Annotated in this window: 21 protein-coding genes; 9 read left to right on the forward strand and 12 right to left on the reverse strand. The window is 56.3% G+C overall.

Annotation, left to right across the window (positions count from 1 at the left end):
* Positions 1-2: 2 nt before the first annotated feature.
* Both eutS and maeB read right to left on the reverse strand, forming a co-directional pair.
* Complete coding sequence (eutS, locus tag CSE01S_RS16965) at positions 3-338, reverse strand: ethanolamine utilization microcompartment protein EutS (RefSeq protein WP_042290888.1); 336 nt, start codon at positions 336-338, stop codon at positions 3-5.
* Positions 339-496: 158 nt separating this feature from the next.
* A complete protein-coding gene (gene maeB, locus CSE01S_RS16970) occupies positions 497-2,776 on the reverse strand; it encodes an NADP-dependent oxaloacetate-decarboxylating malate dehydrogenase (RefSeq protein WP_042290889.1) in 2,280 nt (759 codons plus the stop codon).
* Positions 2,777-3,054: 278 nt separating this feature from the next.
* Here maeB and tal point away from each other — a divergent pair, with 278 nt between their 5' ends.
* Positions 3,055-4,005, forward strand: coding sequence for a transaldolase (gene tal, locus CSE01S_RS16975; RefSeq protein WP_042290891.1), 951 nt, complete (start codon positions 3,055-3,057; stop codon positions 4,003-4,005).
* A 20-nt stretch (positions 4,006-4,025) separates the two neighbouring features.
* Positions 4,026-6,020: a transketolase gene (gene tkt / locus CSE01S_RS16980; protein WP_042290893.1), complete on the forward strand. Its 1,995-nt coding sequence runs from the start codon at positions 4,026-4,028 to the stop codon at positions 6,018-6,020.
* 14 nt (positions 6,021-6,034) lie between these two features.
* Here the strand turns inward: tkt and CSE01S_RS16985 are convergent, their stop codons facing one another.
* From CSE01S_RS16985 to aegA, 3 genes are all read right to left on the reverse strand, one after another.
* Positions 6,035-7,075, reverse strand: a complete 1,041-nt coding sequence (locus tag CSE01S_RS16985; RefSeq protein WP_042290894.1) for a DUF1176 domain-containing protein — start codon at positions 7,073-7,075, stop codon at positions 6,035-6,037.
* A gap of 123 nt (positions 7,076-7,198) precedes the next feature.
* Positions 7,199-7,774, reverse strand: a complete 576-nt coding sequence (gene nudK / locus CSE01S_RS16990; protein WP_042290897.1) for a GDP-mannose pyrophosphatase NudK — start codon at positions 7,772-7,774, stop codon at positions 7,199-7,201.
* A gap of 168 nt (positions 7,775-7,942) precedes the next feature.
* A complete protein-coding gene (gene aegA / locus CSE01S_RS16995) occupies positions 7,943-9,904 on the reverse strand; it encodes a formate-dependent uric acid utilization protein AegA (RefSeq protein WP_042290898.1) in 1,962 nt (653 codons plus the stop codon).
* 186 nt (positions 9,905-10,090) lie between these two features.
* Between aegA and narQ the strand changes: the two genes are divergently transcribed.
* Positions 10,091-11,797: a nitrate/nitrite two-component system sensor histidine kinase NarQ gene (gene narQ / locus CSE01S_RS17000; protein ID WP_042290899.1), complete on the forward strand. Its 1,707-nt coding sequence runs from the start codon at positions 10,091-10,093 to the stop codon at positions 11,795-11,797.
* 167 nt (positions 11,798-11,964) lie between these two features.
* A complete protein-coding gene (gene acrD, locus CSE01S_RS17005) occupies positions 11,965-15,078 on the forward strand; it encodes a multidrug efflux RND transporter permease AcrD (RefSeq protein WP_042290900.1) in 3,114 nt (1,037 codons plus the stop codon).
* 92 nt (positions 15,079-15,170) lie between these two features.
* On the opposite strand, the gene ypfM is transcribed toward acrD, so the two are convergent.
* Positions 15,171-15,230 carry a protein YpfM gene (gene ypfM, locus CSE01S_RS23150; RefSeq protein WP_001386977.1) on the reverse strand — a complete coding sequence of 20 codons (60 nt, stop codon included), beginning with the start codon at positions 15,228-15,230 and terminating at the stop codon, positions 15,171-15,173.
* 394 nt (positions 15,231-15,624) lie between these two features.
* Here ypfM and CSE01S_RS17010 point away from each other — a divergent pair, with 394 nt between their 5' ends.
* From CSE01S_RS17010 to CSE01S_RS17020, 3 genes are read left to right on the forward strand one after another with little or no spacing between them, the layout of a single operon-like run.
* On the forward strand, positions 15,625-15,981 hold the full coding sequence (locus CSE01S_RS17010) for an ArsC family reductase (protein ID WP_042290901.1): 357 nt from the start codon (positions 15,625-15,627) through the stop codon (positions 15,979-15,981).
* A 3-nt stretch (positions 15,982-15,984) separates the two neighbouring features.
* On the forward strand, positions 15,985-17,112 hold the full coding sequence (gene dapE, locus CSE01S_RS17015; RefSeq protein WP_042290903.1) for a succinyl-diaminopimelate desuccinylase: 1,128 nt from the start codon (positions 15,985-15,987) through the stop codon (positions 17,110-17,112).
* 26 nt (positions 17,113-17,138) lie between these two features.
* A complete protein-coding gene (locus CSE01S_RS17020) occupies positions 17,139-17,339 on the forward strand; it encodes a YpfN family protein (RefSeq protein WP_042290905.1) in 201 nt (66 codons plus the stop codon).
* A 112-nt stretch (positions 17,340-17,451) separates the two neighbouring features.
* Here CSE01S_RS17020 and ypfH read toward each other — a convergent pair whose 3' ends face one another.
* From ypfH to dapA, 6 genes are all read right to left on the reverse strand, one after another.
* The gene (gene ypfH, locus CSE01S_RS17025; protein ID WP_042290906.1) at positions 17,452-18,150 is read right to left on the reverse strand and encodes an esterase; all 699 of its coding nucleotides are present in this window, start codon (positions 18,148-18,150) and stop codon (positions 17,452-17,454) included.
* A gap of 73 nt (positions 18,151-18,223) precedes the next feature.
* Positions 18,224-20,233 carry a tRNA(Met) cytidine acetyltransferase TmcA gene (locus CSE01S_RS17030; protein ID WP_042290908.1) on the reverse strand — a complete coding sequence of 670 codons (2,010 nt, stop codon included), beginning with the start codon at positions 20,231-20,233 and terminating at the stop codon, positions 18,224-18,226.
* Between the two features lie 14 nt (positions 20,234-20,247).
* Positions 20,248-21,114, reverse strand: a complete 867-nt coding sequence (gene ypfJ, locus CSE01S_RS17035) for a KPN_02809 family neutral zinc metallopeptidase (protein WP_042290909.1) — start codon at positions 21,112-21,114, stop codon at positions 20,248-20,250.
* A 111-nt stretch (positions 21,115-21,225) separates the two neighbouring features.
* Complete coding sequence (gene purC, locus CSE01S_RS17040; protein WP_042290911.1) at positions 21,226-21,939, reverse strand: phosphoribosylaminoimidazolesuccinocarboxamide synthase; 714 nt, start codon at positions 21,937-21,939, stop codon at positions 21,226-21,228.
* A 110-nt stretch (positions 21,940-22,049) separates the two neighbouring features.
* The gene (bamC, locus tag CSE01S_RS17045) at positions 22,050-23,084 is read right to left on the reverse strand and encodes an outer membrane protein assembly factor BamC (RefSeq protein WP_042290912.1); all 1,035 of its coding nucleotides are present in this window, start codon (positions 23,082-23,084) and stop codon (positions 22,050-22,052) included.
* 16 nt (positions 23,085-23,100) lie between these two features.
* Positions 23,101-23,979 carry a 4-hydroxy-tetrahydrodipicolinate synthase gene (dapA, locus tag CSE01S_RS17050; protein ID WP_042290913.1) on the reverse strand — a complete coding sequence of 293 codons (879 nt, stop codon included), beginning with the start codon at positions 23,977-23,979 and terminating at the stop codon, positions 23,101-23,103.
* 145 nt (positions 23,980-24,124) lie between these two features.
* Between dapA and CSE01S_RS17055 the strand changes: the two genes are divergently transcribed.
* Together CSE01S_RS17055 and bcp are read left to right on the forward strand one after the other, a co-directional pair.
* Positions 24,125-24,697 carry a glycine cleavage system transcriptional repressor gene (locus CSE01S_RS17055; protein ID WP_042290914.1) on the forward strand — a complete coding sequence of 191 codons (573 nt, stop codon included), beginning with the start codon at positions 24,125-24,127 and terminating at the stop codon, positions 24,695-24,697.
* The gene (gene bcp / locus CSE01S_RS17060; protein ID WP_012906615.1) at positions 24,697-25,167 is read left to right on the forward strand and encodes a thioredoxin-dependent thiol peroxidase; all 471 of its coding nucleotides are present in this window, start codon (positions 24,697-24,699) and stop codon (positions 25,165-25,167) included. Before CSE01S_RS17055 ends, bcp begins: the two co-directional genes overlap by 1 nt.
* Positions 25,168-25,211: the final 44 nt, after the last annotated feature.

The following is a 25,211-nucleotide window of genomic DNA, read 5'->3' on the forward strand; positions in this document are numbered from 1 at the left end:
AATTAGCTTTTGGTCAGCTCACACAGGGTAAAATTTAATAAGCGCCCTAGCCCGCTGACCGTTTGCAATAATGCTTCCTCTACCGCGCCGACGGTTCCATAAATCACCAGCGCGCCGCTGAACCGGTCGAGAAAGCCGATATGGACATCGGCGGCTTTCATCGCCAGATCGCCTGCAATCATGGCGGTCTCACCTGGCGTCAGCGTCATAATGCCGATAGCGCCTGCCTCGGGAACGCCGATCTTTTTCGCCAGTTCTTCACCTGGATGCGCAATGAGATGCGCCAGCGTGACCTGTTTACCCGGCACAAATTCCTGAATGATGCGTTCTTTATCCATTGGCCACCGCCCCTGTTGAAACTGGTCTTATCGTGGCAATTTTTTGCTGGGGTAAATAACAAAATTCGGCAAGGTGATTTAAAAGGTGAAGGAGATCACTATTACGCAGAAATAAAAAAGCGCGGGAGAGACCCGCGCCGAAATGAATTAAAGTGAAATTACAGCGGTTGCGTTTGTGCTTCGACGACTGCCAGCGCCACCATATTAACAATCCGCCGCACAGAGGCGATCGGCGTTAATACATGTACTGGCTTCGCTACGCCCATTAATACTGGCCCGACGGTCACGCCTTCAGAACTGGAAACGCGCAGTAAGTTGTAACTAATACGTGCCGCTTCCATATTCGGCATCACCAGAATATTGGCGGAACCTTTCAGCGGACTGTCCGGCATCCGGTCATTGCGAATACTTTCCACCAGCGCCGCGTCACCGTGCATTTCGCCGTCGATCATCAGTTCCGGAGCCCGTTGTTTGATCAGCGCCAGCGCTTCGCGCATTTTGCTGGCCGCTGGCGCATTGGATGACCCAAAGTTGGAATGCGAAAGCAGCGCCACCTTCGGCTCAATACCAAAGCGACGCACCGACTCCGCCGCCATCAGAGTGATCTCCGCCAGCTCTTCCGGCGTCGGATCTTCATTGACATAGGTATCGGCAATGAAGGTGTTACCGCTCGGCAGCAGCAGCGCGTTCATCGCCCCCGCCGCATGCACGCCTTCACGGTAACCGAACACCTCTTTGACCACGCTGAAGTGCTCATGGTAGTCACCGATAGTGCCGCAGATCATCGCATCGGCTTCACCGCGCTGCACCATGATCGCGCCAATGGCCGTATGATTGCCGATCATCGCCCGTTGCGCCTGCTCCTGGGTGATCCCACGGCGCTTCATGATCTGGTAATACTCGCTCCAGTACTCTTTGAAACGCGGATCGGATTCGTTGTTGACGATCTCAAAATCAACGCCCGCTTTGATCTGTAATCCCAGTTTCTGGATGCGCATCTCGATCACGCCCGGACGGCCAATCAGGATGGGCTTCGCCAGTCCCAGGGTCACTAACTCCTGGGTGGCATGCAGCACGCGCGCCTCTTCCCCTTCCGGCAGCACCACGCGCTTCGGCTCTTTGCGCGCCTGGGAAAAGATCGGCTTCATAAACAGGTTGGTTTTATAGACAAATTCGGTCAGCTTATCGACATAGACGTCAAAGTCGGCGATGGGCCGTTTCGCCACGCCGGAATCCATCGCCGCTTTCGCTACGGCCGGGGCGATTTTAACGATTAAACGCGGATCGAACGGTTTCGGAATGATGTATTCCGGCCCGAAACTCAGATCCTGATCGCCATAGGCCGAGGCCACCACTTCGCTCTGCTCGGCGTGGGCCAGTTCGGCTATCGCATGTACCGCCGCCAGCTTCATCTCTTCGTTGATTGCGGTGGCGCCAACGTCCAGCGCGCCGCGGAAAATGAACGGGAAGCACAGGACATTGTTTACCTGATTCGGATAATCCGAGCGTCCTGTACAGATAATCGCGTCCGGGCGAACCTCTTTCGCCAGCGGCGGCAGGATTTCCGGTTCCGGGTTCGCCAGCGCCAGAATCATTGGCGCACGGGCCATTTTCTTGACCATCTCCTGGGTCAGCACTTTCGGGCCGGAGCAGCCGAGGAAGATGTCCGCGCCGTCAATGACATCATCCAGCGTGCGTTTGCCGTCATCATCCACCGCATAGGCCGCTTTGGTTTCCGCCATGTTCGGCTCGCGACCTTTGTAGATCACGCCTTTCGAGTCGCAGACCACAATATTGTGTTTTTGCATCCCCAGCGCCACTAGCAGGTTCATACATGCGATAGCCGCCGCGCCCGCGCCGGAAACGACCATTCGCACATCGGAGATGTTCTTTTCCACCACCCGCAGGCCGTTCAGAATAGCGGCTGTGCTGATAATGGCGGTTCCGTGCTGATCGTCATGGAACACTGGAATGTTCATCCGTTCACGCAGCTGTTGTTCAATATAGAAACATTCCGGCGCTTTAATGTCTTCGAGATTGATGCCGCCGAAAGTCGGTTCCAGCGCGGCCACCACGTTGATAAATTTATCCGGATCCAGCTCGTCGACTTCGATATCGAACACGTCGATACCGGCAAATTTTTTGAACAGTACGCCTTTGCCTTCCATCACCGGCTTACCGGCCAGCGCGCCGATATTGCCTAAGCCGAGCACTGCCGTACCGTTAGAGATCACCGCGACGAGGTTGCCGCGCGCAGTGTATTTGTAGGCCGCCAGCGGATCTTTTTCAATTTCCAGACAAGGGGCCGCGACGCCCGGCGAGTAGGCCAGCGCCAGATCGCGCTGTGTCGCCAGAGGCTTGGTTGGAGAGACCTGGATCTTACCGGGGACAGGGAATTCGTGGAAATCAAGCGCGCTTTGTTTTAACTGGTCATCCATCTTGTTGTTCCTTTTCACGTAACGATCAAAAAATGAGACGCAACAGCCTGGTGCGCCGCACATTATCACCGCTGTGCGGGGCGCAAACTTTGAAGGTCGCCAAACTCTTACGACTCAAAATAATGAAATTGTAATCAACTCATAACAACCATGTTACCCGGTTGCGCCAGCAATACCATGCCTGTCTGCTATGCTTTTTTGTTATGCAGTTCATGAATTTTCCAGAAGTGTGAATTAACGCACTCACCTAACACTTTACTTTTCAAGGAGTATTTCCTATGAACCAGTTAGACGGCATCAAACAATTCACTACTGTCGTGGCGGACAGCGGCGACATTGAGTCGATTCGCCATTATCAGCCCCAGGATGCCACCACCAACCCTTCTCTGCTGCTGAAAGCGGCGGGTCTTGACCATTACAGCCACCTGATCGACGACGCCCTCGAATGGGGTAAAAAACGCGGTAAAACCCAGGAGCAGCAGGTCGCGGAAGCCTGCGATAAGCTGGCGGTCAATTTTGGTGCGGAAATTCTGAAAAGCATCCCCGGTCGCGTATCGACCGAAGTCGATGCCCGCCTCTCGTTCGATAAACAAAAAAGCATCGAGAAAGCACGTCATCTGGTCGACCTGTACCAGCAGCAGGGCATCGAAAAATCACGCATTTTGATCAAGCTGGCCTCCACCTGGGAAGGCATTCGCGCGGCGGAAGCGTTAGAAAAAGAAGGCATCAACTGCAACCTGACGCTGCTGTTCTCTTTCGCCCAGGCCCGCGCCTGCGCTGAAGCGGGCGTATATCTGATCTCCCCCTTTGTCGGGCGCATCTATGACTGGTATCAGGCGCGCAGTCCGATGGATCCGTATGTAGTGGATGAAGATCCGGGGGTGAAATCCGTGCGGAACATCTATGACTACTACAAGCAGCACCGCTATGAAACCATCGTCATGGGGGCCAGCTTCCGCCGTACCGAACAGATTCTGGCGCTGACAGGCTGCGACCGCCTGACCATCTCCCCTGACCTGCTGAAACAGCTGCAGGAAAAAGAAGAACCGGTCATTCGCAAGCTGGTGCCCTCTTCGCAAACCTTCCATCGTCCGACGCCGATGAGCGAAGCCGAATTCCGCTGGGAACATAACCAGGACGCAATGGCGGTTGAGAAGCTGTCTGACGGCATCCGCCAGTTCGCCGTCGACCAGCGCAAACTGGAAGACCTGCTCGCTGCCAAACTTTAAACACTGCCACGGAGAGAAATATGTCCCGTAAAGAACTTGCCAACGCCATTCGCGCGCTCAGTATGGATGCCGTGCAGAAAGCCAATTCCGGCCATCCCGGCGCCCCGATGGGGATGGCCGATATTGCCGAAGTGCTATGGAACGATTTTCTCAACCATAATCCGACCGATCCCACCTGGTACGACCGTGACCGCTTTATTCTCTCTAACGGTCATGCCTCGATGCTGCTCTACAGCCTGCTGCACCTGTCCGGCTACGACCTGCCGCTGGAGGAGTTAAAAAACTTCCGCCAGCTACACTCCAAAACGCCGGGCCATCCGGAAATCGGTTATACGCCGGGTGTAGAAACCACCACCGGCCCGTTGGGTCAGGGGCTGGCGAACGCCGTCGGCCTGGCCATTGCGGAACGCACTCTCGCCGCACAGTTCAACCAGCCGGATCATGAGATCGTCGACCACTTCACATATGTGTTTATGGGCGACGGCTGTCTGATGGAAGGGATTTCACACGAAGTGTGTTCGCTGGCGGGCACGCTGGGTCTCGGCAAACTGATCGGCTTTTACGATCACAACGGCATTTCCATTGATGGCGAAACCGAAGGCTGGTTTACCGATGACACGGCTAAACGGTTTGAAGCCTACCACTGGCATGTGGTGCATGAAATAGACGGCCACGATCCCGAAGCGGTGAAGAAAGCGATTCAGGAAGCCCAGAGCGTGAAGGACAAGCCGTCGCTGATTATCTGCCGTACGGTTATTGGTTTTGGCTCACCGAACAAAGCAGGTAAAGAGGAGTCGCACGGCGCAGCGCTGGGCGAAGAAGAAGTCGCGCTGACCCGCCAGAAGCTGGGCTGGCGCCATCCGCCGTTTGAGATCCCAAAAGAGATTTATCGCGCCTGGGATGCCCGTGAGAAAGGCGAAAAAGCGCAACAGCGCTGGAAAGAAAAATTTGCCGCCTATGAGAAGGCGTATCCGGATCTTGCCGCCGAGTTTAGCCGCCGGATGAGCGGCGGCCTGCCGGAAGCCTGGGAAGAGACGACGCAGAAATTCATCAACGACCTGCAGGCGAATCCGGCGAAAATCGCCACCCGCAAAGCCTCGCAAAACACGCTCAATGTTTATGGACCGCTGCTGCCGGAACTGCTTGGCGGCTCGGCGGATCTGGCGCCCAGCAACCTGACCATCTGGAAAGGCTCCACCTCGCTGAAAGAGGACCCGGCGGGAAATTATATCCATTACGGCGTGCGCGAATTCGGCATGACCGCCATCGCCAACGGCATTGCTCATCACGGCGGATTTGTCCCCTACACCGCTACCTTCCTGATGTTTGTCGAGTATGCGCGAAACGCCGCGCGCATGGCGGCGCTGATGAAGGCGCGGCAGATCATGGTGTATACCCATGACTCCATTGGCCTGGGGGAAGATGGCCCGACCCACCAGGCGGTGGAACAACTGGCGAGCCTGCGCCTGACGCCGAACTTCAGCACCTGGCGACCATGCGATCAGGTTGAGGCGGCGGTCGGCTGGAAGCTGGCGGTGGAACGTCATAACGGTCCAACGGCGCTTATCCTGTCACGTCAGAATCTGGCGCAGGTCGAGCGTACGCCGGAGCAGGTAAAAGAGATTGCCCGCGGCGGCTACGTGCTAAAAGACAGCGGCGGCAAGCCGGACATCATTCTGATCGCCACCGGTTCGGAGATGGAAATTACGCTGCAGGCGGCGGAAAAGCTGACCGGCGAAGGACGTAACGTGCGGGTGGTTTCATTGCCTTCAACGGACATTTTTGATGCCCAGGACGAGGCATACCGTGAGTCGGTGCTGCCGTCAAACGTGACGGCGCGCGTGGCGGTCGAAGCCGGTATTGCCGATTACTGGTACAAATACGTCGGCCTGAAAGGCGCAATTGTCGGTATGACGGGTTACGGGGAATCGGCGCCTGCCGACAAGCTGTTCCCGTACTTTGGCTTTACGGTCGAGAATATCGTTGCGAAGGCGCAGAAAGTGTTGAAGGCCTGATATCTGTCTTCACCTTAGCGCGTAATCCACAGCGTGGGCCAGGCATCTGGCCCATGCCAGCCATCGCAGCTCGGTTCTTCCGCGTAACGCACCAGGCGAAAACGTTGACCGTCAAAGCGCCAGCGGGTCTGAATACCGCAATCAGTCATTCCCCGCCCCTTCGCCAGAGTTATCAACTCGCGGGATTTCTCATCAAAACTGGCGTTCATCAACTCCATGTCATTGCCCCCCGACCCGTTTTTAAACGGCAGACGCAGACGAACAGCGTGGGAAGCCAACGGTTTTTTGCGCGACACAACCCACGCCAGATCGACGGTGTTCCACGCGCCGGCTTCACAGGCAATCATCATCAGGGCTTTATCATCGGTGAGCGCAGTGACGCGGACATCCCGGCGCGACGGATCAAGCGAACAGCGAATACCGTTCATTCGCCAGTTACCGTAATCGAGCAGATCGTTTCGTTCTTCAAGGGACAGCGGCGTGGGCGTGGGGTTAACTACCGCCACGCCTTTCAGTGCGGGCGCGGGCGGCACGCTGAGGGGGGGATCGTCGCCTTTATCAATCCACGCCGTTTCGCTTCCCACGCGCTTTTGCTGCGCGTCAATAAACAGCAGCGCGGCCTTCAGCCCGGTTAATGAAATGCGCTGACTGCCTTTACGCAGGGTAATCGCGTCGCTTTCCTGAATCGTCTGCAGAAACTCGCTTATGGTCGTCGTATCGTCAGTCATGAGATGCCACGCCGTGACGCGCCAGCGCTGGCCGTTCAGGGCCAGAGGATGACCGTCAAGCAGCAGTCGCGGCGCGATCTCTTTTTCGCCTTCTGGCGTTTTTAAGCCGCCAAGATCGATACGCAAAACGGCGTCAGTATGTGCGCCTGCGCTACGGCTGAGGGTCATCACCAGACCGCCATGGTCACCGGTATTACGCGCAATGCAGAAGTTTTGGTTATTACAGGTCACCTGCCAGTCAGAAAAGGCCTGCTGCGCCGGGGCCGCCCATAACAGTCGACCCGGAAGCAGGCCGAGCAGGAAAAGGAAAATGACGCGATAGCGCATGGACGGTGATAACCCCAGAAGTCAAACGAGCAACAGGTCGTATCTTCGTTGCGCAGTTAGCCATCCTCAATCGGATTTATCGGATTGCGTCAATAATTCGTAAAGAAATATAACCTTTAATTATCAATCCATTAAATGCGAAGAATGCAAATAGTTAAGCAATAACACGGTCTTACCGTCTCGTATCTCGCCCGTTTTAATCATCTCCAGCGCCCGGGTAAAGGGAAGCTCCAGCACGTCGATCTCTTCATCTTCGACGCCGCCGCCCGCATTTGCGCGCTGGCTGTCACTGTACTCAGCAATAAAGAAATGGATCAGTTCCGTGACGCCGCCGGGGGACATATACAGCTCAAATAATTTACGCACTTCGCCGACGGCATAGCCGGTTTCTTCAATGGCCTCTTTGCGGATACAGGCTTCCGGCTCGTCGTTGTCGAGCAGTCCGGCGCAGGTTTCAATGAGCTGTCCGCTTTCATTGCCGTTAACCCAGGTCGCGACGCGGAACTGACGGATCAGCACCACCGTTTTTTTCTCAGCGTTATACAGCAGAATGGTCGCGCCGTTGCCGCGGTCGTACACTTCGCGCTTGTGACGAATCACCTCGCCGCTTGAGCGGGTCAGATCGTAGGTGATATTGCGCAGGATGAAATAGTTATCAGAAAGGATTTTGTCTTTAACGAGGGTAATTTTTTGCGACATACCGGCTCCACAGCGTAAGGTGAGAAAACATACTACGCCGCGGATCCGGATTTGTCTGCGTGGGATTACGCTGAATTATGTGCGATGCCGGACGACGCTGAGCGTCTTATCCGACATCAGGAGTGCGAAGTCGACGCCTGCTTAACCACACCCCATCAGGCACAGGGACTATTCCCCCAGCCAGTCGATAATTCCCTGCGCGGCATGACGCCCTTCGGCCATCGCGGTCACCACCAGATCTGCGCCGCGTACCGCATCACCACCGGCGAAGATTTTCGGGTTAGTGGTCTGGTAGCGGTAGGCGCTTTCAACGTTTGCCGCTATGCGTCCCCAGCTATCCACCTTCACGCCGTGGGTTTCCAGCCACGGCATGCCGTGCGGATGAAAACCAAACGCCATGATCACCGCGTCCGCGGGCATCACAAACTCGCTGCCGGCGATGGGTACCGGACGGCGGCGGCCCTGGGCGTCCGGCTCGCCAAGCTCGGTACGCAGGAAGCGCACGCCGCAAACCCGGCCTTCGGCATTCAGTTCCAGCTCAACAGGCTGAACGTTAAATTCAAAATTAGCCCCCTCTTCGCGCGCGTTCTTCACCTCTTTCTTCGAGCCGGGCATATTGGCTTCGTCGCGACGGTAGGCGCAGGTCACTTTGCTTGCGCCGTGACGCAGCGCGGTACGCACGCAGTCCATGGCCGTATCTCCCCCGCCAAGCACCACGACGTTTAACCCGGCGGTATTGATGTACGGTTCATCCGGGTGTTCATCCAGCCCCATCAGCTGTTTGGTGTTGGCAATAAGGAACGGCAACGCGTCATACACGCCCGGCGCATCTTCGTTAGGTAAGTCGGCTTTCATCGAACGGTAGGTCCCTACGCCGACAAACACCGCGTCGTATTCGTCCAGTAGCGTCTCCAGCCTGACGTCGCGTCCTACTTCGCAGTTCAGCTCGAAATGAATGCCCATTGCGCTGAAGATTTCCCGGCGGCGCGCCAGCAGCGATTTGTCGAGTTTAAACGCCGGAATGCCGAAGGTCAGCAGCCCGCCGATCTCCGGATGCCTGTCGAAAACCGTGGCGCTGATGCCGTGACGCGCCAGCACGTCCGCACAGGCCAGGCCCGCCGGACCCGCGCCGATAATCGCCACCCGTTTATCACTTTGCCGTACGTCGCTGAGGTCCGGTCGCCAGCCGTTTGCCAGCGCGCGATCGGATATGTAACGTTCAATATTGCCAATGGTCACCGCGCCATATTCGTCCCGCACCGTACAGGCCCCTTCACAGAGACGATCCTGAGGACAAACACGCCCGGTGATTTCCGGCAAACAATTGGTTTGATGAGAGAGTTCTACCGCCGCATCAATGTCGCCAGCCTTCACCCGTTCAATCCACTGCGGAATGTGATTGTGCAACGGGCAGGTCCACTCACAAATGCTGTGCTCGCCGCATTTCAGGCAGCGCGACGCTTCCTGCTTTGCCTGAGCGCTGCGAAACGGCAGGTAGATTTCATCAAAGCCGGTTTTGCGCGCGTCAATGGCCAGCTTATCCGGCTCACCGCGCGCAGGCGTGGCGCGCATCTGCTCGATTTTGCTGATACCCGGCGACGTTTGTCCTCCTGTTTCCGCATGCCAGGGCTGGATTTCCTGGCGCGCGGTACGCAGTCGTCGCGCTTTCGCCAGGCGGGCTAAGCTCCCTTCCGTCACCAGTTGCAGCGCGTCCGCCGGGCAGTTTTCCACGCAGGCCGGTCCGTTTTCGCGCCCTGCGCAAAGATCGCACTTGTGGGCGGTCGCGTTAACCTGATCTTTCGCGACCGGCGTCAGGACAATCTGCATCGCGCCAAACGGGCATGCCACCACGCAGGATTTACAGCCAATACATTTTTGCGCATTGACCTGTACGCTATCGTTAATATGGCTGATGGCGCCGTTCGGGCAACTGCGGGCGCAAGGAGCATCCTCGCAGTGGTGACAGGTGACGGCACTGCGCTGATGCTGGTGTTTGATGACCGCGATCCGGGGCCGGTAATGTTGTTGACTCAGGACGTGTTGCTCATCATTGTGGGCCATAACGCAAGCCACTTCGCAGGCATGGCATCCCAGGCACTGTTGGCTGTTGGCCATAATAAAACGGTTCATGGCGACCTTCTTTTTTGGTTGTAAAAACCTTATTCTTTACGTGTTATTACCGACTAAGCAGGGCGTCGGCAATGTTCATCTGCCCAGGAAGCACAACTATTTCTACAGAACCTGAAGCAGATCAATTTATTTCAGCTTCAATGAAACTGCGTTTCATCCTGAACACGGTTAAAGGAACTCACGCCAGTGATCGTCAAACGTCCCGTCTCGGCCAGCCTGGCCCGGGCCTTTTTTTACATTGTTCTGCTGTCGATTCTGTCCACCGGCGTAGCGCTGTTAACGCTGGCGAGCAGCCTGCGCGATGCCGAGGCGATTAACGTCGCCGGTTCGCTGCGCATGCAGAGCTACCGGCTGGGTTACGATCTGCAAAGCCGTAGTTCGCAGTTGACCGCCCATCGCCAGCTTTTCCAGCAGGCGTTGAACTCTCCCGCCCTCAGCAATCTGAACGCCTGGTACGTGCCGCAGGCGGTAAAAAGCCGCTACGGGCAACTGCACGCCAACTGGCTGGAGATGAATAAGCGGCTGATTGACGGCGATTTACCCTGGTATCAGGCCAACATTAATGCCTATGTCGATAAGATCGATCTGTTCGTATTGGCGTTACAGCACTACGCCGAACGCAAGGTCATGCTGGTTGTCGGCACGTCGCTGGCGGGCGGCATCGGTATCTTTACCCTTGTTTTTTTCACCCTGCGACGTATTCGCCATCAGGTAGTACGTCCGTTAAGTCAGTTGGTGATGGCCAGCCAGCGTATTGAACACGGCCAGTTCGATTCCCCTCCGCTGGAAACCCACCTGCCGAACGAACTGGGGTTGCTGGCGAAAACCTTCAACCAGATGTCGAGCGAGCTGCACAAGTTGTACCGTTCGCTTGAAGCCAGCGTGGAGGAAAAAACCCGCGACCTGCACGAGTCCAGACGTCGCCTTGAGGTGCTTTACCAGTGTTCGCAAGCGCTGAATACCAGCCAGATTGACGTTCACTGTTTTCGTCATATCCTGCAAATTGTGCGCGAAAACGAAGCCGCCCAGTTTCTGGAACTGACCGTTGGCGAGAACTGGCGCATCAGCGAAGGCGAAAAACAAGCCGAATTGCCGATGCAGATCCTGCCGGTCACGATGCAGGACACTGTTTACGGTGAACTGCACTGGCAGAGCCAGAACGTGAACAGCGCAATCCCCCTGTTGAACAGCGTCTCAACGATGCTTGGGCGCGGCTTGTACTTTAACCAGGCGCAAAAGCATTTCCAGCAGCTGTTGTTGATGGAGGAACGAGCCACTATCGCCCGCGAACTGCACGACTCGCTTGCGCAGGTGCTCTCTTATTTGCGCATCCAACTGACGCTGCTGAAGCGTTCGATTCCGGAAGATAACGCCCCTGCGCAGTCAATCATGGATGACTTCTCCCGGGCGCTGAATGATGCATACCGCCAGTTACGCGAACTGCTGACGACCTTCCGCCTGACGCTGCAGCAGGCCGATCTCCCCTCCGCGCTGCATGAGATGCTGGAAACCCTGCAAGCTCAGACGCCCGCGAAACTGACGCTGGACTGCCGCCTGCCGACGCTGGCGCTTGACGCGCAGATGCAGGTGCATTTACTGCAAATTATTCGCGAAGCGGTCCTTAACGCGATGAAGCACGCGAATGCCAGTGAAATCGCCGTCAGCTGCGTGACCGCGCCGGATGGCGATCATACGGTCTATATTCGCGATAACGGCGTGGGCATTGGCGAACCGGATGAACCGGCAGGGCATTACGGCCTGAATATTATGAGGGAACGTGCGGAACGGCTTGGCGGCACGCTGAGTTTTTCTCAACCGTCCGGCGGCGGCACGTTAGTGAGCATTAGCTTTCGTTCGACAGATTCGCAAGACGATACCGCACATCTGACGTAGAATTTCACAAAACCGGACGTAAGCGCGCAGGAAGCTGACAAACGCCGCAAAGAGGCATGATAATTTACATTATCTCCTTTTTTTCTCCACGTTTGGTTTGTGCCTTGCCGCTACAGTGAAGCACATCACACCGATAAGTTATCAAGAAAAATGAGGTCCTCTTTCTGATGGCGAATTTCTTTATCGATCGCCCCATTTTTGCCTGGGTGCTGGCTATCCTGTTGTGCCTGACAGGAACCCTGGCTATTTTTTCTTTGCCTATTGAGCAGTATCCGGACCTTGCGCCGCCTAACGTGCGCATCACCGCTAACTATCCGGGCGCATCCGCGCAAACGCTTGAGAACACCGTTACCCAGGTCATTGAGCAGAACATGACCGGCCTCGACAATTTGATGTACATGTCATCACAAAGCAGCGGGACCGGCCAGGCCTCGGTGACGCTGAGCTTTGTCGCCGGAACCGATCCGGATGAGGCGGTTCAGCAGGTGCAAAACCAGCTGCAGTCGGCCATGCGTAAGCTGCCGCAGGCGGTGCAGAATCAGGGCGTAACCGTGCGTAAAACCGGGGACACCAACATTCTGACTATCGCCTTCGTCTCCACCGACGGCTCAATGGATAAGCAGGACATCGCGGACTACGTCGCCAGTAATATCCAGGACCCGCTAAGCCGGGTTAACGGCGTGGGCGATATTGATGCTTACGGTTCGCCATATTCAATGCGTATCTGGCTGGATCCCGCCAAACTCAACAGCTACCAGATGACCGCGAAAGATGTGACCGACGCCATTGAATCGCAAAACGCGCAGATTGCGGTGGGTCAGCTTGGCGGTACGCCTTCCATTGATACTCAGGCGCTGAACGCCACCATTAACGCCCAGTCGCTACTGCAAACCCCCGAACAGTTCCGCGCCATTACGCTGCGGGTGAATCAGGATGGCTCGGAAGTGACGCTGGGAGACGTCGCCACCGTCGAAATGGGGGCGGAAAAGTATGATTATCTCAGCCGCTTTAACGGCCATGCGGCCTCCGGGCTGGGGGTAAAACTGGCCTCTGGCGCGAATGAAATGGCGACAGCGACCCAGGTGCTCGCGCGGCTGGATGAACTGGCGCAGTATTTTCCCCACGGGCTGGAATACAAGGTCGCCTATGAAACCACCTCCTTCGTGAAGGCCTCAATCGAAGATGTGGTGAAAACGCTGCTGGAGGCCATCGCGCTGGTGTTCCTCGTGATGTATCTGTTCCTGCAAAATTTCCGCGCCACACTGATCCCCACTATCGCCGTACCGGTGGTGTTGATGGGGACCTTCTCGGTACTTTACGCCTTTGGCTACAGTATCAACACCCTGACGATGTTCGCGATGGTGCTGGCTATCGGTCTGCTGGTCGATGATGCCATTGTGGTGGTGGAGAACGTCGAACGCATCATGAGCGAAGAGGGACTTTCCCCGCGCGAAGCGACGCGTAAGTCGATGGGACAAATTCAGGGGGCGCTGGTCGGTATCGCGATGGTGCTCTCGGCGGTATTTGTGCCAATGGCATTCTTCGGCGGCACGACCGGGGCAATCTACCGCCAGTTCTCCATTACGATTGTCGCGGCGATGGTGCTGTCGGTGCTGGTGGCGATGATCCTCACCCCTGCCCTGTGCGCCACGCTGCTAAAACCGCTGCATAAAGGGGAGCATCACGGGCAGACTGGCTTCTTTGGCTGGTTTAACCGCACCTTTAACCGTAACGCCGAGCGCTACGAAAAAGGCGTGGCGAAGATCCTTCACCGCAGCCTGCGCTGGATGTTGATTTACGTGCTGCTGCTCGGGGGAATGGTGGTGCTGTTTCTGCGTCTGCCGACCTCCTTCCTGCCGCTCGAGGATCGTGGGATGTTCATCACCTCGGTGCAGTTGCCGAGCGGTTCCACGCAGCAACAAACCCTGAAAGTGGTACAGCAGGTCGAAAAATACTTCTTTACCCACGAAAAAGAGAACGTCCAGTCCGTGTTTGCCACCGTCGGCTCCGGCCCCGGCGGCAACGGTCAGAACGTGGCGCGAATGTTTATTCGTTTAAAAGACTGGGACGAGCGCAACACCACGACCGGCACATCGTTTGCCATTATCGAACGCGCGACCAAAGCGTTTAACCAGATTAAAGAGGCGCGGGTGTTTGCCAGCAGCCCGCCGGCTATCAGCGGCCTGGGCAGCTCTGCGGGTTTCGACATGGAGTTGCAGGATCACGCCGGGGCCGGTCACGATGCCCTGATGGCCGCGCGCGACCAGTTGTTGCGGCTTGCGGCGAGCGACAACCAGTTGACTCGCGTACGCCACAACGGTCTGGACGACAGCCCGCAGTTGCAGATCGATATCGACCAGCGCAAAGCTCAGGCGCTAGGCGTCTCTATTGATGACATCAACGATACGTTACAAACGGCCTGGGGGTCGAGCTACGTCAACGACTTTATGGACCGCGGGCGCGTAAAAAAGGTGTATGTTCAGGCGGCGGCGAAATACCGTATGCTGCCGGAAGACATCAATCTGTGGTACGTGCGCAACAACAGCGGCGGCATGGTGCCCTTCTCGGCCTTCGCCACCTCGCGCTGGGAAACGGGCTCGCCGCGACTGGAGCGCTATAATGGCTACTCCGCCGTTGAAATCGTCGGCGAGGCGGCGCCTGGCGTCAGCACCGGTACGGCGATGGACGTGATGGAGTCGCTGGTACGCCAGCTTCCAACCGGATTTGGGCTTGAGTGGACCGCGATGTCGTATCAGGAACGGCTGTCCGGCGCACAAGCGCCCGCCCTGTACGCCATTTCGCTACTGGTGGTATTCCTGTGCCTGGCGGCGCTGTATGAAAGCTGGTCTGTGCCGTTCTCGGTGATGCTGGTGGTGCCGCTGGGGGTGATTGGCGCCCTGCTCGCCACCTGGATGCGCGGTCTGGAAAACGATGTCTATTTCCAGGTGGGACTGTTGACGGTGATTGGCTTGTCAGCGAAAAACGCCATTCTTATTGTGGAATTCGCCAATGAGATGAACGAAAAAGGCCACGATCTGCTGGAGGCCACGCTGCATGCCTGTCGCCAGCGCTTGCGACCTATCCTGATGACCTCGCTGGCCTTTATCTTCGGCGTACTGCCGATGGCGATCAGCAACGGCGCAGGCTCGGGGGGTCAGCATGCGGTCGGTACCGGCGTGATGGGCGGGATGATCTCGGCGACAATTCTGGCTATCTACTTCGTACCGCTGTTTTTCGTGCTGGTGCGCCGACGCTTCCCGTTGAAGCCGCGTCCGGAATAAACAAACAAAAAGGCGACCTGCCAACGGGTCGCCTTTTCAGTGTGATGCGTCTCACACGATCTGTTCTGTTATTTGGATGCCTTTCCAGAATTTTATTTACGAAGCATAACTTCGATAAAGTCTTTCCAGTTCCCCAGTTCACGTTCAATCATAACGACCTCTGCTTCTTATTATGGGTATTCTACAAAACACCTTCACGCCGGGTGAAGTTAAATTAGCCGATTGCTGTGATTACATCCTCCGGGGAGACCGTGAAGTGATGTAAGCATCATGGCGCTGAACCCATAAATTTTATGTGACTTACTGCAATATTTTGAAACAATCATACCTTATTATCGGCAGCGTTTATTTTGATTAAAAAACAGCCGGATGCAAGAGGTAAATTCCGAATCGCGATAAACATCGATCCGGCGCAGATCAGGAGAATTATTATTCACACTCCTTCAACAATGATATATTTTCTGATCACCATTACATGACGAATCATATTATCAGTCACAACATTATTACTGATTAAAAAATCAGTTTACGATAATAAGGATGCAAATGATTACCCTTTACGGCATCAAAAACTGCGATACCATTAAAAAAGCCCGCCGCTGGCTGGAGGCGCAAAACCGGGATTATCGCTTTCATGACTACCGCGTAGACGGCCTGGATCCCGCGCTACTTACTACGTTTATCGAAGAACTGGGCTGGGAAGCATTGTTGAATACTCGCGGCACCACCTGGCGAAAACTCGATGAAGCCACACGCAATGCCATTACCGATGCCGCAGCAGCCACCGCGTTAATGCTGGAAATGCCGGCAATCATCAAACGCCCATTGCTCTGCGCGCCCGGGAAGCCTATGCTGCTGGGTTTTAGTGAATCCAGTTATCAGCAGTTTTTTGACGAGGTGTAGTCTATGTCGTGCCCGGTTATTGAGCTGACACAGCAGCTTATTCGCCGCCCTTCCCTTAGCCCGGACGATGCGGGATGTCAGGCGTTGATGATTGAACGCCTGCGCGCCATCGGTTTTACCGTTGAGCGTATGGATTTTGCGGATACACAGAATTTTTGGGCATGGCGCGGTCAGGGCGAGACGTTAGCGTTTGCCGGTCACACCGATGTAGTGCCTGCGGGTGATGCCGACCGCTGGATCAACCCGCCCTTCGAACCGACAATTCGTGACGGTATGTTGTTTGGTCGCGGCGCGGCGGATATGAAAGGTTCGCTGGCGGCCATGGTGGTGGCGGCAGAACGTTTCGTTGCGCAGCATCCCAACCACAAAGGACGCCTGGCGTTTCTGATCACCTCCGATGAAGAAGCCAGCGCGAAGAACGGCACCGTCAAGGTGGTGGAAGCGCTGATGGCGCGCAATGAGCGCCTCGACTATTGTCTGGTGGGCGAGCCGTCGAGCACCGAAGTGGTAGGCGACGTCGTCAAAAACGGCCGCCGCGGTTCTCTGACCTGTAACCTGACGATTCATGGCGTGCAAGGACACGTGGCCTATCCGCATCTGGCGGATAACCCGGTGCACCGCGCCGCGCCGATGCTCAACGAACTGGTGGGCATTGAATGGGATCGGGGCAATGATTTCTTCCCGGCCACCAGTATGCAGATCGCCAATATCCAGGCGGGAACCGGCAGCAACAATGTGATCCCCGGCGAGCTGTTTGTGCAGTTTAACTTCCGCTTCAGCACTGAGCTGACCGATGAGATGATCAAAGAGCGGGTTCATGCCCTGCTGGACAAACATCAGTTGCGTTATACCGTCGACTGGTGGCTCTCCGGCCAGCCGTTCCTGACGGCGCGCGGGAAGCTGGTGGATGCGGTGGTGAATGCCATTGAGCACTATAATGAAATTAAACCGCAGTTACTGACCACGGGCGGGACATCCGACGGACGATTTATTGCCCGCATGGGGGCGCAGGTGGTGGAGCTCGGCCCGGTGAATGCCACGATTCATAAAATCAATGAATGTGTAAACGCCGCCGATCTGCAACTGCTTGCCCGTATGTATCAACGTATCATGGAACAACTCGTCTCCTGACGATGTTCCGTTAAGAGGTAAAGCGCATGGACTGGCTGGCTAAATATTGGTGGATTCTGGTACTGGTGTTTCTGGTAGGCGTACTGCTGAACGTGATAAAAGATCTCAAGCGCGTCGACCATAAAAAATTTCTCGCCAACAAGCCGGAGCTTCCCCCGCATCGTGATTTCAACGATAAGTGGGATGATGAGGACGACTGGCCGAAGAAAGACCAACCGAAGAAATAACCCCATTATGGACTGAAAGGGGCCGGAAAAGGCGACGTTGCCTTCCGGCCATTTCATCGCCCAGGCGGAAAACATCGTTTCGCTTTTTTCCGCTCCTGACTATGCTTCCGACTTACATCATCTCGATGATATCGTCATCCTTTGGCGTCCCGCCGCTGAGTGCTTCATCAAAATAGTGCTTCGGCACGGTGTAGCGTAAATGGTCGAGCGCAAACTGCATGCTGCGATCGTCTATCGCATGTCCCAGATCGTCCACAATATCCAGCGTCACGTCGCCGCCCGCACGTTGCAGCGCGTCTTGCGCCGCCACCGCATGGGAAAGCTCAATTACCCGATCTTCACCGCCATGAATCAGATGGATAGTCGTCGCGGTGGTTGCCGTTTCCGGCAAGCTGGCGTAGCGGCCATTGAACGCAATCACGCGGGAAGCCAGGCCTGGCTCAGCCTTGATGCTTTCAAGCGCCATGATCGCCCCCTGCGAAAAACCGATCAGCGCCGTAGCGTTAGCTCCAACGCCGCTCTGCTGTTGCCACTCGCGCACAGTGTCAATAAAGGCAGGCATCACGGCATTTATCCGCGCCTGGCGATTTTCCTCGGTCACCCCGTCCACCGAGAACCATTGCCGTCCCGACGCTGTGCCGCTCGGCTCGATGCCGCCCACGCTCACCACCAGCGCGTCCGGAAAGACGGGTGCAAACCATGAGCCGATCTCGCCCATTGCGACCGGATTATCTCCAACGCCATGAAACAAGAGCAACAGCTGCTGCGCAGGTTTACCCGGACGTTGAACAACAAAATGATCATGTTTCATGGCATTCTCCTTAGCTTAGGGTGTCAATTCTACGCCCCCCAATCGCAATGACCATGCCAGAAAATTGAAGGAGTTAGTGAAAAAATTGCCATTGCACAATGCGATCGCGGTACTGCCGGCAACGTTCATCCTCTAACGCGGCAAGCGCCTGCGCCGCCTCGTCCCGTTGTTGCCTCAATAACGCTTTGCGCCCGGAAAGTCTCAGTGCGCCGCACAACTGCGCGTCACTATGTCGATCCTGTATGCCGCCCCGTAGCGCCGGGAGTGGCAGCGTACAGGAGGCCAACAGGCGGTTCAGACAGCCAAGCGAGGTGAGCAATGGCCGGTGAGCAAAGGCAAAACCAGACAGGGCGCGCCAGTCATCTTCATTAAGCGTAGACGTTTTGAGGGGGTCTACCGGAATCGTCTCGCCATTCCATTGACTAAGGACTTCCGCATCGCGGCGTAAACGCCCATGTTCCTCATTCGCGAGTCGTTTTCCAGCCGCCGTTAACGGCAGTATCGCCATCGCGGCGTAACAGCCGCTGCTGGCTTCTTTGTGATTCCCCATGCGGACCAGAATGAAGCCGCAGCGCTGCCAGAAACGCCAAAGCAGCGGCGTGTAGCCAAAGCTAACGGAAAGGTAGTCACAGGGGGCATCATGGGCCTGGGCAATCAGTTGCTGACCAATACCCTCCCCCTGCCGACCGGGATGTATGGCTATCCGGCTGACACGACGACCGGTCAGCGTGGCGGCCAGCGGATCGCCGCCGTGCGCCGCCAGCGACTGCGCCACGAGATTTCCGCGAGGCCGACGGTAACCCGCCCAGACGGCCTGGCTGAGTTCACCGCTCAGCCCGCCTTCATCCACCAGCCATAGCGCGCCAACGGTTTGTCCGGCGCAGCTTGCCTGAAAAAAATGCTGCCCCGGCGCATCCATCATCCGGCGCAGGTCCAACGGCGAGGTGCGATAGTGCGCACCGGAAAGTAGCCGGTAAGCCGCCAGCGGTAGCGCCGGGCGCGTTCGCCAGCTTTTTTGCTCAAAAGGGGTGATGGTTACGTCACCCTGCGGCAAAGTGGCAAAATCGTCATCGTCAAATACCAGCGCGTCGCTGACGGTTTTCTCCAGCGGGCACCCTTTGGCCCAGCGAACGGGGTGCTGGAGTTCGAAGCGTTGAAGCGTCGGAAAACGGGCGCAAAACTTAAGCAAAAATCCGCGTCCGGTGCCTTCGTAGCCCTGAACGGTGGTGGTCAATAAGACGCGGGGGAAACGCGATACAAGGCGGTGCAGGAGCGGCGCGGGGATCGCGGCCGCTTCGTCCACGATCAGCCAGTCGGCGCGTACGTCGGCTGCCAGCAGCGCATCCGGTGAGTAAAAGCAGAATTTATCGCCAGCAAACTGCGCCAGCACGTCCGTTGCCGCTTTCGCAGGCGCGGTGACGATCGCCGTCCCGGCAATACGCGCAATCAGCTGGCCCGCCAGGGCGGACTTGCCGCGACCGCGGGCGGCGATCGCGGCGGCAATGCCTTCCGGCATCGTTGACAGTTTCGCCAGAAGGGCGGCTTGTTCCGGCAACGGCTCACCGCTGGCAGGCTGCCACGCAGGACGCTGCGGAAAATGCGGGACGGTAAACGGCTGATGTTGCTGCCAGCATAGCGTCTCCCCGTCAGAGAGGAGGACATGGCAGAAATGGCGAACAAAATTGGGCGTCGGGATGGGCTGAGCGCAGTCGCTCCAGCGAAGCGAATCCGCATCCGGTTGCGTGGACCAACGCGCCAGCGGCGGAACCAACAGGACCAGCCAGCTTCCCGCGCGCAGCGTACCGCTTAAGGCTGCGAACGCCGCCGCATCCAGCCCCTGACGCACATCAAAAACCGCATGACGAAATTCTCGACCCAGCAGGGTTTGCAGCGCCTGCGGCGAACAGCAGGGCGCCGAGGGCGCATCGTCCGAAACCCAGAGCCAGTCGCCGGGAAGCTGTGCCCGCAGGCGCAACGCCTGTTCCCGACACCAGTCATTCTCGCCGCTCAGCACCAGCAGGCGGCGGATCCCCTCGCGCGCCAGCTGCGCGGTGAGCGCATTCAGCGTCATAACGTCGGACATCCCTGCCTCTGCAATCAGAGCGCTTTGCCGAAGGTATTACATTGCGCCGGATCGCCGCTGTCGAAACCGCGTTTAAACCAGGTGTAGCGCTGTTCAGACGTGCCGTGAGTGAAGCTGTCCGGCACCACGCGTCCCTGGCTTTGTTGCTGCAGACGATCGTCGCCAATGGCTTCGGCGGCATTCAGCGCTTCTTGCAAATCGCCAGCCTCCAGTACGCCCTGCTGCTGCATGTTGTGACCCCAGACGCCCGCAAAGCAGTCAGCCTGCAGTTCCATTCTCACGGAAAGACGGTTAACTTCCGTCTGCGAGGCATTTTGCTGCAGCTGGCGAACTTTTGGCTCAATGCCTAACAGTTTCTGGATATGGTGACCGACTTCGTGCGCAATAACGTAGCCCTGGGCGAAATCGCCGTCCGCGCCCAGCTTGTTTTTCATTTCGTCATAGAAGGAAAGATCGATATAGACCGTACCGTCCGCCGGACAGTAGAACGGTCCCATAATGGACTGCCCGGTGCCGCATCCGGTGCGCGTAGCGCCGCGGTACATCACCAGCTTAGGCTGCTGGTAGGTACGCCCCATTTTTTCAAACTGCTGCCCCCAGGTGTCTTCCGTTGTCGCCAGAATCACGGAGGTAAACTTGGCCGCTTCATCGTCGTTTGGACTGATGGAGCGTGAAGATTGTTGCTGCGAAACCGGCTGTCCGGTCATTAAGCCCGTCAGGTCGACCCCATAATAGCCTGCGACCAGAACGACAATCAGCAGAACCAGACCGCCTTTTCCGCTCGGCAAACGAAAACCCGGACCGCCCAGAGACGGGCCGCCGCCAGAACGGCTGCGTCGGTCTTCCACATTGTCACTTTCACGTCGCCCTTGCCAGCGCATAATCACCTCATCTCTCTATTCATTATGATGATGATCGTAGGCGGTTCAGCACAAGATTACCACTGGAAAGCGCAAGCGAGCCGGAGAAAAAGCCCCGGCCCGCCGGGTCTGTTAGTCGAGATTCACGCCCAGACGACGCGCAACGGTTTCGTAGGCTTCAATCAGGCCGCCCAGGCTCTGACGGAAACGGTCCTTGTCCATCTTGTCGAGGGTCTCTTTATCCCACAGACGGCTGCCGTCCGGCGAGAATTCATCACCGAGCACCACTTCACCTTTGTACAGACCAAACTCCAGCTTGAAGTCGACAAGGATCAGACCTGCGTCATCAAACAACTTCTTCAGCACGTCATTGGCTTTGTAGGTCAACTCTTTCATGCGCGCCAGGTTCTCTTTGCTCACCCAGCCGAAGGTTTCGCAGTAAGAATCGTTCACCATCGGATCGTGCATCGCATCATTTTTCAGAAACAGATCGAACAGTGGCGGATTCAGTTCGATGCCTTCTTCAATACCCAGGCGTTTGACCAGAGAGCCAGCAGCACGGTTACGCACCACGCACTCTACCGGCACCATATCCAGTTTTTTTACCAGACATTCGGTGTCTGAGAGCAGGCGCTCCATTTGCGTCGGGATACCGGCCTCTGCCAGTTTGGTCATGATAAAGTGGTTGAACTTGTTGTTCACCATGCCCTTACGATCAAACTGTTCAATGCGCGCGCCATCCCCTGCTGACGTATCATTGCGGAATTCGAGCACCAACAGATCCGGGTTTTCCGTGCTGTATACGGTCTTCGCTTTACCACGATACAACTCAGCTTGCTTTTGCATCTTCAATACTCCTGGGTGTGAATTTGTAGTCGAAACGGGAAACATTATGCCACGCACACGTTTGCGTAGCACGAAAATAAAAAGGGCCGGATTTCTCCAGCCCTGTATTTTTACTTGCTAAACGCTGCCTGGAAGACGGCCACCAGCGCGTCGTTCTGGCTCTGCGTCAGGGTATGCCCCTTCGGATCGATAAACTGCATGCTGCTGCGGTTGTCTAAGTCACCGACCTGCAGCTTATAGTCGCCGGACGCCAGGCCCGGATCGCTTGCGCCCAGCTCACGCCAGTCGCTATCAGACAGCGGTTTGTACGTCACCGCCATGCTGCCCTGAGAGCGGGTGCTGTCGGTTACCTTCATGCCTGCCTTCTCCAGCGCGGCGGGCAGACGCTGCCAGACAACGTTGAACGGACCACGCACGACCAGCATCGGTAAACCGGTCTCATCTGCGGCGCTCTGCACATCCATAGTAGCGGCGGAGCGGTTCTGCGCGGCGTTCGCGGCGTCATTCGCGGTCTTATCAAGACCCGCGGAAATAACGTTCATCATTTCCGCGCTGTAACGTTGCAGTGAAGCGGCGTCAGCAACCGGCTTACCCGCCTGTTCCAGGTTAACCAGTTTCACCATCACCGCCTGCTGATAGCCCTGCGGTTTCACCGAAATCTGATAACGGCCACGGTACTGCTGGTCTTCATCAAGACGGTTCCATTCAACCCAGTCGGTTGTCAGGGTCTGGCTGGCGTCGTCACGCTTTTCAATCGTGTAGTTTTTAGACTGAATCACGCTAACGACCTGCGGCCACAGCGTATTACCGCGTCCGTTTTCCACCAGCAGCGTTGCGGTATCGCCAGCAAACTGGGTACGCGCCCCGCTAACCAGCGCCAGCGGCTGAGCAGGCGGACGGATGTCCAGCGCTTTACCGACAGCGCCGCTGCCGTTGGTCACCGGAATGTTATAGTCACCCGTGGTCACCGGCAGAATCATACCTGCTGGAGCATGGAGTTCAGCAAGCGGCGCGGCATCCAGATAGGATTCATCACCGCTCACCTGGCGCTTGTAGCGCGAATCAGAACTACAGGCAGCGAGCAGCAAAACAAGCGAAACACCCGCAACCCTGGCCAGGCGCGACTTTTGTACTGAGTAAGCCATCAAATCTCCCTAAACTTTACAGCAAACCGGCGTGCTTGAGCGCCGCTTCGACGATGTCACGACCTTGGTCCGTGATCGGCGTCATTGGCAGGCGCAGCGTATCGGTCGCCACAAGGCCCAACGCCTTACATGCCCATTTCACTGGGATCGGGTTGGGTTCGACAAACAGTTTGTTGTGTAACGGCATCAGACGCTGGTTGATCGCCCGCGCCTCGGCAAAACGCCCTTCCGCCGCCAGCTTGCACATTTCCGCCATGTCGCGCGCGGCGACGTTAGAGGTAACGGAGATTACGCCATGACCGCCTAACTGCATAAAGTCCATCGCGGTCGCATCGTCGCCGCTAAGCAGCAGAAAATCGTCAGAAACCCGCTCTTTGATCTGATGAACGCGACTTAAGTTCCCCGTGGCCTCTTTAATGGCGACAATATTTTTCAATTCCGCCAGACGGCCTACGGTTTCCGGCAGCATATCGCAGCCGGTACGGGATGGCACATTATACAGAATTTGTGGCAGGTCAGTATGTTCCGCGATGGCTTTGAAATGCTGGAACAACCCTTCCTGCGTCGGACGGTTATAATACGGCGTCACCGTCAGGCAGCCGACAATTCCGCTGTCATTGAAACGCTGCGTCAGACTAATGGCTTCTGCGGTCGCATTGGCGCCCGTTCCGGCAATCACCGGGATACGGCCATCGGCTAACTCCAGGGTCATCATCACCACGTCGCCATGTTCATCATGGCTCAGCGTAGCGGATTCGCCGGTGGTACCCACAGAAACGATCGCCGAGGTGCCGCTGGCGACATGATAATCAATCAGTTTTTTCAGGCTTGACCGGCAGACATTACCTTTCTCATCCATCGGCGTAACAAGCGCGACAATACTTCCCGTGAACATGGGCCATCCTCTGTGCAAACAAGTGTCTCAATGGTACGTTTGGTACGGTAATAAAAGCAAGTGACCAGAGCCCTTCTGGTTGTTGTATGCCGGTTTTTTTTATGCTTTCCTTATGATTACCCCACCTATCAAAGGAAGAACAGGTTTGACACCTTCATCGCAACATTATTTGGTTATTACTGCGCTGGGTGCCGATCGCCCGGGAATTGTGAACACGATCACCCGTCATGTGAGCAGTTGTGGCTGCAATATTGAAGACAGCCGACTGGCCATGCTGGGTGAGGAGTTTACGTTTATCATGCTGCTGTCCGGTAGCTGGAATGCCATCACCCTGATCGAATCGACCTTGCCGTTAAAAGGCGCAGAGCTGGATTTATTGATAGTGATGAAGCGCACCACTGCCCGTCCTCGTCCGCCGATGCCCGCCACAGTATGGGTTCAGGTCGATGTGCCGGATTCACCTCATTTAATTGAGCGTTTTACAGCCCTGTTTGATAGCCATCAAATGAACATTGCGGAACTGGTTTCGCGCACGCAACCCGCTGAAAATGAAACGCCTGCGCAGTTGCACGTGCAGATTACGGCGCACAGCCCGGCATCACACGATGCGGAAAATATCGAGCAGGCGTTTAAAGCCCTATGTACAGAACTCAATGCACAAGGCAGTATTAACGTTGTTAATTATTCACAACATGATGAACAGGATGGAGTTAAGTAATGAATCCACTGAAAGCCGGTGACATCGCACCGAAATTTAGCTTGCCGGATCAAGACGGGGAACAAGTAAATTTGACCGACTTCCAGGGACAGCGTGTTCTGGTCTATTTCTATCCGAAAGCCATGACGCCGGGCTGTACCGTTCAGGCCTGCGGCCTACGCGATAACATGGATGAGTTGAAAAAGGCGGGCGTGGATGTGCTGGGTATCAGCACCGACAAACCCGAAAAACTTTCCCGTTTTGCCGAAAAAGAACTGCTGAACTTTACCCTGCTGTCTGACGAAGATCACCAGGTTTGCGAACAGTTTGGCGTCTGGGGTGAGAAATCCTTTATGGGGAAAACCTATGACGGTATTCACCGCATCAGCTTTTTGATCGACGCAGACGGTAAAGTTGAACACGTTTTCGACGACTTCAAAACCAGCAATCACCACGATGTCGTGCTGAACTGGCTGAAAGAAAACGCCTGACCGTTACCGGCCTACAGGCTATCTTTTGTAGGCCGGCTGCCACG

It is taken from the genome of Citrobacter sedlakii NBRC 105722, assembly GCF_000759835.1.
GTDB lineage: Bacteria > Pseudomonadota > Gammaproteobacteria > Enterobacterales > Enterobacteriaceae > Citrobacter_A > Citrobacter_A sedlakii.

Excerpts from the sequence above, each read along its gene's own strand:
- eutS (WP_042290888.1), bottom strand. The coding sequence starts at position 338 with ATGGATAAAGAACGCATCATTCAGGAATTTGTGCCGGGTAAACAGGTC.
- maeB (WP_042290889.1), bottom strand. The coding sequence starts at position 2,776 with ATGGATGACCAGTTAAAACAAAGCGCGCTTGATTTCCACGAATTCCCT.
- tal (WP_042290891.1), top strand. The coding sequence starts at position 3,055 with ATGAACCAGTTAGACGGCATCAAACAATTCACTACTGTCGTGGCGGAC.
- tkt (WP_042290893.1), top strand. The coding sequence starts at position 4,026 with ATGTCCCGTAAAGAACTTGCCAACGCCATTCGCGCGCTCAGTATGGAT.
- CSE01S_RS16985 (WP_042290894.1), bottom strand. The coding sequence starts at position 7,075 with ATGCGCTATCGCGTCATTTTCCTTTTCCTGCTCGGCCTGCTTCCGGGT.
- nudK (WP_042290897.1), bottom strand. The coding sequence starts at position 7,774 with ATGTCGCAAAAAATTACCCTCGTTAAAGACAAAATCCTTTCTGATAAC.
- aegA (WP_042290898.1), bottom strand. The coding sequence starts at position 9,904 with ATGAACCGTTTTATTATGGCCAACAGCCAACAGTGCCTGGGATGCCAT.
- acrD (WP_042290900.1), top strand. The coding sequence starts at position 11,965 with ATGGCGAATTTCTTTATCGATCGCCCCATTTTTGCCTGGGTGCTGGCT.
- CSE01S_RS17010 (WP_042290901.1), top strand. The coding sequence starts at position 15,625 with ATGATTACCCTTTACGGCATCAAAAACTGCGATACCATTAAAAAAGCC.
- dapE (WP_042290903.1), top strand. The coding sequence starts at position 15,985 with ATGTCGTGCCCGGTTATTGAGCTGACACAGCAGCTTATTCGCCGCCCT.
- CSE01S_RS17020 (WP_042290905.1), top strand. The coding sequence starts at position 17,139 with ATGGACTGGCTGGCTAAATATTGGTGGATTCTGGTACTGGTGTTTCTG.
- ypfH (WP_042290906.1), bottom strand. The coding sequence starts at position 18,150 with ATGAAACATGATCATTTTGTTGTTCAACGTCCGGGTAAACCTGCGCAG.
- CSE01S_RS17030 (WP_042290908.1), bottom strand. The coding sequence starts at position 20,233 with ATGTCCGACGTTATGACGCTGAATGCGCTCACCGCGCAGCTGGCGCGC.
- ypfJ (WP_042290909.1), bottom strand. The coding sequence starts at position 21,114 with ATGCGCTGGCAAGGGCGACGTGAAAGTGACAATGTGGAAGACCGACGC.
- purC (WP_042290911.1), bottom strand. The coding sequence starts at position 21,939 with ATGCAAAAGCAAGCTGAGTTGTATCGTGGTAAAGCGAAGACCGTATAC.
- bamC (WP_042290912.1), bottom strand. The coding sequence starts at position 23,084 with ATGGCTTACTCAGTACAAAAGTCGCGCCTGGCCAGGGTTGCGGGTGTT.
- dapA (WP_042290913.1), bottom strand. The coding sequence starts at position 23,979 with ATGTTCACGGGAAGTATTGTCGCGCTTGTTACGCCGATGGATGAGAAA.
- bcp (WP_012906615.1), top strand. The coding sequence starts at position 24,697 with ATGAATCCACTGAAAGCCGGTGACATCGCACCGAAATTTAGCTTGCCG.